The sequence below is a fragment of the Chromobacterium piscinae genome (genome assembly GCF_021129175.1).
GTDB lineage: Bacteria > Pseudomonadota > Gammaproteobacteria > Burkholderiales > Chromobacteriaceae > Chromobacterium > Chromobacterium piscinae.
Genome location: NZ_JAJOHV010000011.1, coordinates 28,050 through 41,861, shown reverse-complemented (window position 1 = coordinate 41,861; position 13,812 = coordinate 28,050). Strand labels below are relative to the sequence as shown.

9 protein-coding genes are annotated in these 13,812 nt (G+C 56.8%); 7 read left to right on the top strand and 2 right to left on the bottom strand.

The window, feature by feature from the left end; translation table 11 throughout:
- Nucleotides 1–40 precede the first annotated feature (40 nt).
- From LQR33_RS02565 to LQR33_RS02535, 7 genes are all read left to right on the top strand, one after another.
- Nucleotides 41–1,402: a deoxyguanosinetriphosphate triphosphohydrolase gene (locus LQR33_RS02565; RefSeq protein WP_221666072.1), complete on the top strand. Its 1,362-nt coding sequence runs from the start codon at nt 41–43 to the stop codon at nt 1,400–1,402.
- Nucleotides 1,403–1,422: 20 nt separating this feature from the next.
- Nucleotides 1,423–2,064 carry a histidine phosphatase family protein gene (locus tag LQR33_RS02560; protein ID WP_166438133.1) on the top strand — a complete coding sequence of 214 codons (642 nt, stop codon included), beginning with the start codon at nt 1,423–1,425 and terminating at the stop codon, nt 2,062–2,064.
- Nucleotides 2,065–2,203: 139 nt separating this feature from the next.
- Nucleotides 2,204–2,593, top strand: coding sequence for a peptide-methionine (R)-S-oxide reductase MsrB (msrB, locus tag LQR33_RS02555; RefSeq protein ID WP_166438132.1), 390 nt, complete (start codon nt 2,204–2,206; stop codon nt 2,591–2,593).
- Between the two features lie 687 nt (nt 2,594–3,280).
- Nucleotides 3,281–3,949 carry a hypothetical protein gene (locus tag LQR33_RS02550; RefSeq protein ID WP_231467355.1) on the top strand — a complete coding sequence of 223 codons (669 nt, stop codon included), beginning with the start codon at nt 3,281–3,283 and terminating at the stop codon, nt 3,947–3,949.
- Between the two features lie 2 nt (nt 3,950–3,951).
- Nucleotides 3,952–5,775 carry a Mu transposase C-terminal domain-containing protein gene (locus LQR33_RS02545; protein WP_231467354.1) on the top strand — a complete coding sequence of 608 codons (1,824 nt, stop codon included), beginning with the start codon at nt 3,952–3,954 and terminating at the stop codon, nt 5,773–5,775.
- Nucleotides 5,768–6,742, top strand: a complete 975-nt coding sequence (locus LQR33_RS02540) for a TniB family NTP-binding protein (RefSeq protein ID WP_231467352.1) — start codon at nt 5,768–5,770, stop codon at nt 6,740–6,742. Before LQR33_RS02545 ends, LQR33_RS02540 begins: the two co-directional genes overlap by 8 nt.
- Before the next feature lie 44 nt (nt 6,743–6,786).
- Nucleotides 6,787–8,634 (top strand): helix-turn-helix domain-containing protein, encoded by a 1,848-nt coding sequence (locus LQR33_RS02535; protein ID WP_231467349.1) that lies wholly within the window; start codon nt 6,787–6,789, stop codon nt 8,632–8,634.
- A gap of 196 nt (nt 8,635–8,830) precedes the next feature.
- Here the strand turns inward: LQR33_RS02535 and LQR33_RS02530 are convergent, their stop codons facing one another.
- Nucleotides 8,831–12,385, bottom strand: coding sequence for a S1 family peptidase (locus tag LQR33_RS02530; protein WP_331282860.1), 3,555 nt, complete (start codon nt 12,383–12,385; stop codon nt 8,831–8,833).
- Entirely contained in the window at nt 12,382–13,773 is a 1,392-nt protein-coding gene (locus LQR33_RS02525) for a metallophosphoesterase (RefSeq protein ID WP_231467343.1), read from the bottom strand. The genes LQR33_RS02530 and LQR33_RS02525 overlap by 4 nt, the downstream gene beginning before the upstream one ends.
- Nucleotides 13,774–13,812: the final 39 nt, after the last annotated feature.

Below are 13,812 nucleotides of genomic sequence, written 5' to 3'. Positions count from 1 at the left end.
TCCCCCTATCATCCTGATGGAATCCACACCGGGCCAAACCATGAGCCAAACCATGAACTGGGAGAGCCTGCTCTCCACCCGCCGTTTCAAGATCATCCAGAACGAAGTGAGGGAAACCCGGACCCCGGCCACCCAGGAAGGCGGCTCCGGCCTGCGCACCGACTTCCACATCGACCACGACCGGGTGGTGTTCTCCAGCGCCTTCCGCCGACTGGGCCGCAAAACCCAGGTGCACCCGCTGGCCCGCCACGACCACACCCATAACCGCCTGACCCACAGCGTGGAGGTGGCCAGCGTCGGCCGCAGCCTGGGCAACCGCGTGGGCGTGATGCTGGAACACGACGGCCTGCTGCCGGCCGGCTACACGCCGCACGACATCGGCGCCGTGGTGCAGGTGGCCTGCCTGGCGCACGACATCGGCAACCCGCCGTTTGGCCATACCGGCGAGTACGCGCTGCGCGACTGGTTCCGCGACGAGCGCAACGCGCATTGGCTGAACAGCCTGTCGGCGGCGGAAATCCGCGACGTGCAAACCTACGAAGGCAACGCGCACGGCCTGCGTATGCTGGCCACGCTGGAAATGTACAGCGGCGAAGGCGGCATGCGCCTCACCTCCGCCGCGCTGGGCACGCTGATCAAATATCCGTGGACCGCCGACGCGCCGTCGGCTTACGAGCGCGACAAGTTCAACATCTACCGCACCGAGTTGCCGTATTTCGAACGGGTAGCCGAGGAGCTAGGCCTGCTGCGCCACGGTCCGCTGCAGTGGAGCCGGCACCCTCTGTCCTATCTGATGGAGGCGGCCGATGACATCTGCTACGCGATTCTGGACCTGGAAGACGCGGTGGAAATCGGCATTCTGGATTTCAAGGAATTCGAAACCCTATTTTCAGGCTTCTCCGAACACGAGCGCGTATGGGGCGTGCACGATGTCCGCCAGAAGTGCGGCACGCTGCGCGGCGTGGCCATCGGCCGCTGCGTGACCGAAGTGGCGGAAAAATTCATGCTGCACCAGCCCTCGCTGCTGCGCGGCGAGTTTCCGGCCAAAGACCTGATCAATCTGTGCGATCCCGCCGTGCAGGATGCGCTGCTGCAAGCCAAGGAGCTGGCCAGCCACAAGGTGTACCGCCATCGCACCAAGCTGGTGACCGAGCTGGCCTCCTACCCCTGCATCGCCACCATCCTCAACGTGCTGGTGCCGGCGGTGCACGCTTTCGTCACCAAGGACGACAAGGAACTCACCCCGCGCGAGCACCTGGCGATGGGCCTGCTGGAAGGCCATATTCAAACAGGCGACAGCCTATACCAGGCCTATATGAAGGTTCTGGACTTCGTCGGCGCCATGACCGACAACTACGCCGCCAACCTGGCGCGCGAATTGTCCGGCGTCGGCATTCTGTAGATACTCGAAGAAAGGCGACAATGACTCAGCCCGTTACCCGCTTCTGCCTGGTTCGCCACGGCGAAACCGACTGGAACCGCGAATACCGGCTGCAAGGCCATACCGACATCCCCCTCAACCACGCCGGCCTGGAACAGGCCAGCCAGCTGGCCCAGGCCTTCCGGCCCGACCACGCCTTCCAGGCGCTGTACGTCAGCGACCTGATCCGCACCCGGCAAACTTCCGCTCCGCTGCAAACCCGGCTGCAACTCAACGCCCACTACACGCCACAGCTGCGCGAACGCCATATGGGCGCCCTGCAGGGACTTACCTATGCGGAAGCGGCCGAGCAAATTCCCGACCTCTACCGCCTGCACCAGGCGCGCGATCCCGACTTCGACCTGGAAGGCGGCGAAAGCCTGCGCCGCTTCCGCGCCCGCATTCTAGATGGCCTGGCCAGCATCGCCGCGCTGCATCCCGGCGAAAACGTGCTGATCGTCACCCACGGCGGCGTGCTGGACATCATCTACCGCGCCGCCACGTCCAAACCATTAGAAGACAAGCGCGACTTCCCCATTCCCAACGCCGCGCTGAACTGGCTGGACTATCAGGACGGCGGCTGGACGCTGCGCCGCTGGGCCGACGAATCCCACCTCAGCAGCGCGCTGGACGAAATCCAGTAACCGCGCCGCGGCGCGCGTCCGGAACCACGCCCCCACGCGCCGGCGGGAATTTGTTAGTCTCCGGTAAGAAAGCCGCCCGCGCGGCGACCAACCATCAAGCGCCCGGCCCGCCGGGCCGGACGACACAAGGACACCCGCCATGACCATAGAAAAAACCGACGCCGAATGGCGCGCGCAACTGACGCCGGAACAATACCGCGTGGCGCGTCAGGCCGGAACCGAGCGCCCCTTCAGCGGCGAACACTACTTCCACAACAAGAAGGGCGACTATTTCTGCGTCTGCTGCGGCGCCCTGCTGTTCCATAGCGACACCAAGTTCGACGCCGGCTGCGGCTGGCCCAGCTTTTGGGCCGAAGCCGCCGGCGCCAACATCGCCCGCATCACCGACACCTCCCACGGCATGGTGCGCGTGGAAGTACGCTGCTCGCATTGCGACGCCCACCTCGGCCACGTCTTTGAAGATGGCCCGGAACCAAGCGGGGAAAGGTACTGCATCAACTCGGTGTGTCTGAACTTCAAGGCGGAATAAGCTCATGGTAGGTGTAGGTTTTCAGAGTTATTGAAAACTTTGTGCACATAGTTGAAATTGCACCAACATAGGGCATAACCTTTACTGGTTATGCCCTTGCTTATTTCCCTTCTAAAATCCTTCCAGTCGCCATTATTTTTTTAAATATGGCCAACACACGCCAATTGCAGCCAATTTAATTATTGTAGAAAAACAACAATGCTGAAAGCGCATGATTTTAATAAAAATTCAAGCATGCCATTTGGGTTTTTTAAGTCAAAATATATAATATCGACCTATCAAAACCTACCATTTTGATGAGCCATTTTTCAAAACCGCCTTGCCAATTTGCAAATCACATAGCTAGCTAATACGATGTAGAAGTCATGACATCTTTTGACTAATCTGAAAGATGGCAACGTTCATCTACTGAACAAAGAGATACATGCCATGCCAACCCCACACTTGGGGCTGCAGAACATTGTAAAGAAGAGCAGAGGAAGGAGAACCAAGCGCAGATAACAAAACAGGACACCCCTTTTCAGAAGTGCCCCGCTTGCTAGTGTAGGTGACTACACGGTACAACTCTCACAAAGCCAGTATCGTTAAGTCCCCTCCACTGGTCAAGCTCCCTATACGCCTTTTTTCTAGAACTCGACTTTTGAGAGGCACCCACGCGCCTTTCTCAAGCTGAGGCAGGAGCTTGTCATGTCGCATACCAACAAAGAAGTATCCATTTCAATACTCAGAGAGCTATTGAACTCCACTACCCCTGCTCGCGATGTAGTTCATCGGCACGGATGTTCATATCGTGGCTTCTTCCAGTCAACAAAGGCTTTCGCAGGAGCTATCCCTTTCGAATCAGGACTCGCCAGAGATGCTCTTCGAACATTTGAACTTGCCCCTGAAGTGACCATGATCGTCCCGGAACCGTTCACTTTTCATTATGAAATGGATGGGTTGATCCGAAACTACACCCCTGACTACTTGTTGTTTCTGCGCGACGGGCGTCGTGCTGTTAATGAAGTCAGATGGCAGGCAGAGGCAGATCAGCCAGCAAACCAACGCCGCTTCGACGTCATCGGCAAGCAGATGGCACGTGCCAACGCCATGTTCGCCGTTCTAACTGAAAGACAGCTACGTGCTCCAGTCTTACAGAAGAACATGTCGTTGATAGAAAGCCACAAGCACCTTCAGCTATCGACTGACATCATCAGCAAGATCTTGAGCAGCCTGCGTCACGGCGATCAACTCCTGGGACAGCTTACCGATAGCATAGGCTGCCAAAATCTCGTCCTAGCAGCCATCGGGCAAGGTATTCTTGCCATAGACCTACGCCGCCCACTGACTAACGAAACCAAGATCAGGAGGGTATGAGCATGGCTACTCTCGATCAAGCCACCAGCCTGAATCTTGCGGGACAACTCGTCCCTGCATCTCTCGACACTCCACCGCAATTGGGGCGAACTTTTGAATCGTATCCTGCAGGTGCTCAGCAAGAGGCACTACGACGCCGTGCCTACATCGATGCGCTTGCAGCACAGCACCCAGTTCGTCAAACGCAGGACATGCTGAAGGAGTTAGCCCAACGGGTTGCGACAAGGATCGGGGATGTGTCTCCACCATCGGCCATATCCATCTATCGCTGGCACAAGAGCTTTGTGACCAGCGGTCATGATCTGCGTGCGCTCATCCCTAAATTTCATGCCCGCGGCGGCGGCGGCCAGCGACTCCAAGCAGAACAGCTAGTGTTGCTGGAGAAAGCTGTCGACCAGACTTTCCTTAGCTTGCAACGGAAGTCGATTTCTTCAACTTATGAAGCCCTATTAAGCTCAATCGCCTATGAAAACTCTCAACGAGCAGACGAGAGCCTCATCGCGCCACCCTCATATGCGACAGTACGGCGCTATATCCGCTCGCTTCCCTGCTATGAAGTCGATCTTGCCCGCTACGGACGCGAGTACACCCGCAAAAAGTACCGGCATAGCAGCATCACACCCACCACGATGTATCTGCTGGAACGCGTCGAAATTGACCATACGCCGTTCAACATCTTCGTCATCGATGAGGAGTCGATGCTGGTGCTGGGGCGTCCGTACATCACGGTGATCATCGATTGCCACACGCGCATGATCCTGGGCTTCTACTTGTCGTTCTCGCCACCCAGCATCGAGGCGGTGCTGCGTTGCTTGCAGCACGCCATCGGCAACAAAGACTATGTGAAAGAGCGGTACCCCGACATCCAGCATGACTGGCCATGCCATGGCATTCCCACCACCGCTGTCGTCGACAATGGATTGGAGTTTCACTCCCAGGACCTGCTGCGCGCCACTTTCGAACTGGGCCTCAACTATCAGTTCTGCCCGCCCCGCACGCCCTGGTTCAAACCCATGGTCGAGCGATCGCTGCGAACGCTGGCGGAACAGTTCGCCCACCAGTTGCCGGGCACCAGCTTTGCCAACTGGTTCGACCGCTACGGCTATGACCCATTGAAGGAGTCCATCGTCACCTTGTCGGAGCTGGTCCACGCCCTGCACATCTGGATCATCGACATCTACTCCCAGACGTACCATCGAGGCCTGAAGCAGACGCCGTATGCCGCATGGCAGCGCGCGGCAGAAATTGTCACGCCTCGCACCATCGACCCCGAGCGCTTGCGGTTGGTGCTCTCCAAGCAGGCTGAACGGGTACTGGGCCATGCCGGCATTGAGCTGCATGGCTTGCGCTACAACTGCAAAGATCTGCTCCCTTGGCGCAAACAGCTCGGCGACCGCATAAAAGTGCAGGTCCGCTTCGACCCGGACAATCTGGGTTCGATATTCGCCCTCCACCCGCAGACCAAAGAAGCCATGCCCGTGCCCTGCCTCACCCCGGACTATGCCGAAGGACTGCAACTGCACCAGCACAAGCTGATTCAGGCGGCGCTACACAAAGAAGGCCTGGCATCCGCCGATCCGCTATCGCTGGCTCGGGCCAAAGTACGTATGCAAGAGGTGATCGGCCAATTGCTGCAAAGCCGTAAACTGGCCGACCGCAAACGCGCCGCGCGAGCCAAAGGCGCGCACTCAAGCAAGGTGATGACCACTGGCAAGCGGCCTCCTGCGATTTCAGAGGACGCAGAACTCCCCCCGACAGACAGCTGGTCACCGCCCAGTACGTTGCCTGTGCTCACGCACGCTCCGGAAGGAGATGGCCATGAGTGAGCGTTATACGCTGGCAGATCTTCGACGCGCGGAGCGGATCCAGATCCTGCATCCACAATTCAGCACGGCGCTGGAAAGGCTGTCGCACAGCCATACCCTGTCGCGCCAAGGCGCCGCGGCCAGGCATCTGCTGCTGGTTGGCGCATCCGGTACAGGCAAGACCTCTGTGCTGCTCAGCTTTGCCAAACAGCACCCCAGCTACGAAACGGAGGAGGCGACGATACGCCCGGTGGTGTATGTCCAAGTGCCCGCCCACCCCACCATCCGCGGTTTGGCAGAGGCCATTCTGATCGCGCTAGGGGCCGGCGTTCAGCTCCGGGGCAGCACCGCGGAGAAGACCAATCAGATCGTGCAGCTAATCCGCGGCGGTAAAACCGAAGCCTTGCTGCTGGATGAGTTCCATCACTTCGTCGACGCCGGCCGTAGAACCTTCGAGGAGGTCACCGAGTGGCTGAAGATCCTGATCGATCAGATCGCCATTCCCACGGTACTGTCCGGCCTGCCAGAGTGCGAGTGGATCCTGCGCTCCAACGAGCAGTTGCGCCGTCGCTTCGCCGCCCGCGTGGCGCTGACGCCGATCGGTTTCTCCTGCAACGAGGACAAGTCCTTGTTCCGCGACGTTGTCCATGCCTGGGACACGCAGATCAATCAGGGGCGTCCAATCTGGGGACTCGCCGAGTGGGACTGCGTCAGACGCCTGCACTATGCCAGCAATGGCCTGCTCAGCTATCTCTCCAAGGTAATTCTGGGGGCATTGGAATGTTTGATCGAACAGGAGCAGCAAGATCTCGACCAAAGCGTCTTGGCTATGGCTTTCTCCAACTATATCTGGCGAGACAGCCCGCCTGAGCTGAATCCCTTCGATGCCAACTTTGTATTCCGACGCCTGAATCAGCCTGACGAGCCATTCGAGCCGACACGGTTCTCCCGGAGGAATGCTCCAAAAGCCGCCATCCCCGCGTTGTAACCCCATGAGGATCGCCGCCCTGGCGATCCTCCAACGGAACAACCATGACCTCCCCACTACTGCAGATCCGCCCCAAGCCGCAGGCGGGTGAAAGTCTGCTGGGCTATTGCCTACGTCTGGGACACGCCAACGGCTACCCCGGACAGACTTGGCTACCGTTATTCGTCAAAAAGCACGACTCCGCCGGGCAGAATCTAACCCGGCTAACAGGCCACGATCAGACTAGCCTGGCTTGCCTGACAGGCCCGGCGCCGGCCAGCCTGGGCCGTCATAGCTACCATCGGCTCGGTCTCAAGGTGACGTACTGGAATCACCATCATCGCCGCTGGTGCCCCGTCTGCCTGGCTGAACACGGCATCTGGCAAACGGAGTGGCTGCTGACCCTGCAAATAGCCTGCCCGATTCATCGCCTGCTGCTGCGAGAAAAATGCCCCGGCTGCGACAAACTCATCCGCTGGCATCAAGGCACCATGTTTACTTGCAGCTGCGGCGCCGACTTGCGCCATGCCGCCACACGCCCAGGCACCGCTTCCGAGCTGGCACTCGCCAAACTGATTACCCAGACTATCCGGCCGCTGGTCGGCCTGCCCTACCTCTCCGTCAGCAACATTCCCACGCCACCGGAATTAGATCATCTATACCCGGTACAACTATGCGACCTGCTCTGGTTCTTTGGCGCCTATGCCTCGCACCGACCCAATACCCGGCCGCAAAAAATAGCCGATCATGGCCGAATCGAAATCATTCAGCCCTATCTGCAGTTGGCCATGCAGATTACCCAGCACTGGCCGCAACGCTTCCATCAACTACTGGAGGAATACACACTACCCATTTCCGGCAACACGGCATCGCTGCGGGTGTACTTGCGGGAAATGCATCAGGCCCTATACCGGCTGCTGATCTATCCAGAGTTGCTATTTGTACGGGCAGAATTCGAGCGTTATGTCCATGAACGCTGGCCGGACAAACTGATCCTGCAGCAGGACCTGCGACATGCCCATCCCATCATCAGCCTGGCCAAAGCAGCGGAACAACTCAATCTCTCAAGAGGCGCCGTACACAAGCTGATCGAAAGCGGCACGCTCAAAGGCTGCCAATCCTCATCGGCTAAAGGGAAAACCATTTGGCTGGTAGAACGTAGCTCGCTGGATGCCTACACCCGTAGTGAGCACGGCACGCTGACCATTTCGGAGGTGGAACGCATGCTGCGCATCACCCCAAAACGGATCCGTTTGCTGATCGAAAGTGGTTTGCTGCAACACCTGCCCCACGATAAGAAACGTACTCGATGGTGCTTTCAGTTGGAAACCATCAACGCCTTCCTGGAGCAGTTGAACCATGGCCGGATCAGCCCAGAACCGAACAATCCAGAACTGCTGTCAGTGTGGGAAATCACTAAGCGGTGGATGCAAGGCAGCCAGCCCTTCTTGGCGGTGATCCGCGCCCTGCAAGATGGTTCCCTGGAGGTTGTAGGCCGCACCCCGGCCGACCATGGCCTCCGCGCGCTGCTGGTTTCCCGACAGCAATTCACGCTCTGGCATGAGCAATACCGCCGCTCCCGCGGCTTCTTCACGGTCAGGGAGGCGGCAGCCGCCATCCAGATGGACGTCAACTTGCTCTATCACCTGATTGGCGCCGGACATGCCCACGCCAGCCAACAGCAGTATGGCTATGAGAAGCGGATGTTGTTGGGTCTGGAGGCCAAAGAGCTGGAACGACTGACCAACGACTACATCTGGGGCGAACGCTTGGCGGAAATGGTCGACAAACCGGTGCGACAGGCCGCCAGACACTTGGTTAAACAAGGACTATGTCCCCTCTATGGGCCAATGGAGAATTGCGGGGACGAGTATGTGTTTTGGCGCGCGGATGTAGCAGCCAGCCTGACTTGAGCGGATTATGAAAATTATGGGAAACCAATAATTATGGGATTCCCATAATTTTACATAACCACGCGACTGAACCGCCCCGGGTTTCGCGGAGGCTCCCTCACTTGCCGGGATGTCGATCTGCAGACCTATCTGGCAGGTCTGCATCGATGCCCTCGGGTCACTCCGAAGATGGCACGAGGCGGCCGCCACCTTGCGATCACCTGAGCCGCCTCTTACCATCTTTTCCACTTGTGGCGTTAGCTCGCCGCACAGTAGTACTTTTATACAGGCCCTGAAAACGCTTCATTCCTGCTAGCTTGCTATCGTAGGCTAACCTTTCTAGTATGGGGATGAATTCGGCACTAATGCCTTGATCATAATCACCGCCGGTCGGCTTAGTATGCAACATTAGGTTGAAGGCAAGCAGTCGCTTGTCTTTGTCGCTGGAACAGGCAAGGGCATGCACCAGATCAAAGAATTCCTTGCCCTTTCCCTGCCTCCAAGTCCCCGCTAAGTGCTGCGTTCCATGAAAATAATGCCCGATGGCAAGGGTTGCTTCTCTTTCCATCTCGATATGCAAATCACCTTTTCCGCCAACCTGAAACCAATTTTTGCTATAGAAGGCCTGGAAGGCTGACACAGGCTTCAACTCATTGACTAACTGGGTACAGGCATGATGCAAAACCCATTCACGAAAGAACTCCCGTTTCCATGAGCTTCCTGCCGCCTTGCGCGGCTCCCCTCGTACCCCCACATCGCTTCGAGGAGCCTGTCTCCGCAAGTAATCGTCCTTGGCACAGCCAATGCTGTCGGTCGTATAGCGCACGATTGTCTCGATAACTACATGCATAGGATCGGCCCCGTCCTCCTCCTGTCCAGCAAACTCAAACAGCAGTTCCACAGCGCGCCTTGCCAGCGGCTCTGCCAATCCAGACTGCTCACAGCCATTGAGGGATAACAGGCAGGCCCGTAGTTCATCAATGCTTGTCACTTCGCTTAGAATTCCGAAGGCCACGGTACGGTAATAACTAGCAAATCCAGACATTCGGATATTCTGGTATTGTGTACGCACAAAGTCGAGGCGCTCCGCTGGCGTGAACGCAGACGAATTGGCCCACTCGGCGAACATCATCTTCGCCAACAGTAATCGGCGGCCTTTCACCACTCCCTCTGCCGTGGCGGGTTGCACATCGAAACGGCTCAAGCGTTGCTGAGTACTGTTCCCAAGCTTTGGCGCAGCAAAAAGAATCGCTGCAGCACTTTCTCCAAGTTCATGTGAGTTCAATGCAAGAATGCGGTCGATCAAACTGGTTGCGCCTTCTTGATCTGCAAGCATCAGCAAGAACTCGAGCACGCTCTCCTTTAACATCAACCGGTCTTCTTCAGCACTGGCAAGATCGGCGCGCAAGCGCTCGGAGATCGAGGTACTATCCCTTCCCTGCAGGATATGCCGCAAATATTTTGCACCTTCGTATCCCCACAGCATGACGAACTCAACCATCAGCAAAGTCTGTAATACATCTTTCTGTTCAAGTAGCAAATTCGACTTAATCAGTAGGTCGAGCGCCCATTGCAGTTGATCAGCAACGAATGTCACGCCCGCCTCGGCAAAGCGGTCCGAGACGTCTCCAATAAACTTCTGATTGTGTTGCCCGCTGCCATCCCCAGGTAGCAAAGCGGCAGCTGTCGCCGTTAGGTAGCGCTCAAGTTGCAGGCGGCCTTCTTCGGACGCGTTCAGTGGCCTCACCTTCTGCTTAAGCAACTCTTCGACGATACAAATGTGATTCAGATCGCCCGACTGGATTGCGCCGATACACCATTGGTTGCCCATCGAAACGAGAATCCACGCGAACCAAGGTATTGCCATGTAATGCTGTAACTTCCCTTCACGCAAGCCCATGTCTGATTCGCAGCGATCATGTGTGATCGCCCGGTCCCAGCCATCCCCGAATGCATTCGACATGATCGCTTGACCCATGCAGTCACATACGCAGATTCTGTCTAGGTCCACCCATCCGGCCTTGGCTAGGTCAGCGAACGGTGCATCTCGCACTGACGATTTGCTATTGATCCATCCATACTCCTCCCAAAAGCTGGGCTGATCCACTGGCATCGTCAACCTATCGAAGAAGGTATCCTGAAGCGTGAACAGCCAGCGTACTGAGCGATAGCTAGTCGCATTTTCAATCAAGGTTTGCAATACAGCGCATACGTTGCGGGCCACCTGCGGATCGGGCAGAACCGCCTGCAAGTTGTCAAAGGCGACCACAAGCATGGGTGCCGGCCCCCACAGCTCATTAGCATATCCGTCGCAATAGGCATTCCGGGCGTTTTCGTAGCGGTCGAGCGTTTCCTGGAATTGTTGAAGAGATGCGAACCTACGCTCAGTAGCTCGGTACAGTGCACTCAGGATCGCGGCTTCAAGCGACTCTACAGTTAGGTCGATTACTTTTGGCCAAGCGACCTGCAAACACAGTTCAGTCCCCATCGGACTCGTCATCAGCCTTTCCAGAAAGTGGGTTTTTCCGGATCCGCTGCTGCCCAAGAGGAAAAAGCAGCGCCCCCTCGGCATTGTCGGCTGAATATGTTGTCGGATGAGAGTAATCGCCTCACGCTCGATTTCGTGCTGTTGAGAGTGGGCGCGATCAATTTCTTTCTCGATGTCGTTAACTAGTACGGAAAGTCCTTCGCACAACTGTCGGAACGGGGCCTGCAAGTCGAAACAACGCAAACGCTGCTTTAGAGCTCGATTTTGCAGAGGGAGCGTATCCTGCTTTGCCCTCAGCTTTTCCACCATCATGGTCAATTGTGCGTGCCAGTCCTCAGCCCCTAGGAACAACTTCCATGCGTTTTTCAGCGAAGATGGGGCCTCGGCATCGGCATGGCGGACCCACCACCTGTCGTCGCGCAAAGGTTGGAGTGGCCAACCCATACGTTGGCGCTTAAACGTCGATGTGACCAACCCAAGCGCAAAGTGCCGTTTTTCTTCAGTGCTGGGCAATTGTTCCAGGAGCGACAACATCCCCTGTACACCGTATGTTATGCCGTAGTCGGCTATGTCATTGGCCGAGTAGGACGGCACTCCATCAGCGTCGATTTCCGGTAAACCGGCTGCAAGCTTCTCTAGTTGGTCTTCCGAACAGGTCGCGATAAGCTTGCGAAACTCCGTTTGCACCGCAGCCGACTCAGCCAAGAGCGAAAGTGAAAGGACCGGTTCCACACTGACTGCGTGCAGAGTGGACATGCCCTGAAGCTCAGTCACAATCATAGCAACAACACGGCCATCCACATGAAGTGGACTGCCCGATGCGCCGCCCCAAGATATGGAGCCACCTCCGGCAAGGTGTAATTCAAAGACATCGGCACCGGGTTCTAGCCGCACCGCCTTGATGATACCGGTCAGGGTAACTTGTGCATCATTGGCGATAGTTGGATAGCTTGGAGCCGACCAACCCGAGCCCACTGCAGCCCCCCATTCGCCAATCGGTAATTTTTGCAAGACTGGCTTTTGATCGCGATCGGCAGGGGACAGCGTGAGCAGGGCAACATCAGCAGCTTTGTCGCAACTAACGGCCTTAAGCTCAATGTCAGCGGGTCCGTCGTCCCATTTGAGCCAGTAGCCGGCACCGGCATTCTCGTGCATCCATCTCTCGGCGCCATCTGCCACGACGTGGAAACTGGTCACTATCAGATTGTCATCTATGGCCCAGGCCGTACCGCATTTAATCGGCTGGCCATCAGTCCTTCTTGTCTCAATCCGGTAGCTGTTCACGGCAGCGCACTTTCGTAGACATGCAACTCCGCATGCAGCACGGTCCCATCGACGGCAACTGACAGATCGGCGAAATTCGGCGGCATTGGCTTGATGCCGCCTGGACTCAATAACTTACGCAGAAATAAAGTTAATTCCTTGCAGGTCTCGTCTTGGAGGACTTCAGGTGGAACAGTGAAGCGGTCGATCCACGTACCCGAATTGATGTAGACGCCTTGCCCGTAATCTTGTTGGCGCGGCAAATGCGTGTGTCCCATGACGACCACCTGCAACCCCTGAATCGCCTTGAGCATGCGTTCGCCTTCTACGCCATACTGTTGGGTCTCGCCAGAAATGAGGCTGGACTGGTCCGCGTCGACGATCTTGGTTATGCCTAATCGAATCTTGTTTAAGCGATCCAGTGGGATGGGGACACCATGCTCGAGCATATATGACAGGCTGGTCTTCTTGGTGCAACGCCAGCTGTCGATCCAATCATCCAATGCGGAGATGGGCTGATTAGTTGCCTTCAGCAGTGCGTACTCCTCGCTAAATATATCCCGCAGTGCCGCTTCCAACCCCACATCTTCGCTGCAAGCTGCCGCGATGGCGGTTTTTCCGTGCTTGGGCAACTGCTCTGCAAGCTTTTTAGCCTTGAGCAATTGCGCGATCTTTTTGATATCCGAACGTAGCTCCGGTTCAAATTGAAGCATCAGGAGCACAAGCAACTCACCCTCCGGCTGGATAACCGGGAGAAAAGGATATCTCTCCTTGAGCGTATTGACGATCTTGTGGACGATCTGGCTCCCCGCCGACACTTGTACGTCGGCCTGCGGTTCCCTACCTCGCGATTGCGCTGACGCCAGATGACGCACGCCATTCCAGTCATTGGCGTTGGCACCGTCATAGGTGTTGCCATGCTCGACAAGAGCGTTACCGATCCGATAGGCACGTCCGTCATCGACAAAACGCAAAGTTCCTGCAGGCGCGCATAGACAATCGTGCAACGCATCCTGAACTGCCGGCAGTGCCAGTTCCAGATCATGGTTACCTACTATGACAACAAGCTGATGATGGGCCGCCACATGACGCCCCAGAGCGTCAAAGACCGATGCAAATGAGGATGGGGCATCAACGACGCTGCGCAGCTTGCGTACCGCTTCGACCGAGTCTGCGGTAAAGGCAGCAAATGGAGCAATAGCTAGGAAGTCGATAAAGTCGCCGTTGATGACCAGCTCCAAGGTTTCATCTGCCGCCAAGCGGGCTGGTAGACCATCGATAAACTCGGCCAGCAATGCGGGCCGGCTCATCATTGCTGGTTCGCCGCCAAGATGAAGGTCCGAGATGACGAATACACGAGTGGCACTGCGCGCAAGAAGGCTGGTCTGGCATCCCGAAAATGAAGTCATTGGTGAACGCGAAGTTGATCAGAATGGAGCCACAGTATA

Bases quoted from the DNA above. Each gene is read 5' to 3' on its own strand.
- LQR33_RS02565 (WP_221666072.1), top strand. From the start codon at position 41: ATGAGCCAAACCATGAACTGGGAGAGCCTGCTCTCCACCCGCCGTTTC.
- LQR33_RS02560 (WP_166438133.1), top strand. From the start codon at position 1,423: ATGACTCAGCCCGTTACCCGCTTCTGCCTGGTTCGCCACGGCGAAACC.
- msrB (WP_166438132.1), top strand. From the start codon at position 2,204: ATGACCATAGAAAAAACCGACGCCGAATGGCGCGCGCAACTGACGCCG.
- LQR33_RS02550 (WP_231467355.1), top strand. From the start codon at position 3,281: ATGTCGCATACCAACAAAGAAGTATCCATTTCAATACTCAGAGAGCTA.
- LQR33_RS02545 (WP_231467354.1), top strand. From the start codon at position 3,952: ATGGCTACTCTCGATCAAGCCACCAGCCTGAATCTTGCGGGACAACTC.
- LQR33_RS02540 (WP_231467352.1), top strand. From the start codon at position 5,768: ATGAGTGAGCGTTATACGCTGGCAGATCTTCGACGCGCGGAGCGGATC.
- LQR33_RS02535 (WP_231467349.1), top strand. From the start codon at position 6,787: ATGACCTCCCCACTACTGCAGATCCGCCCCAAGCCGCAGGCGGGTGAA.
- LQR33_RS02525 (WP_231467343.1), bottom strand. From the start codon at position 13,773: ATGACTTCATTTTCGGGATGCCAGACCAGCCTTCTTGCGCGCAGTGCC.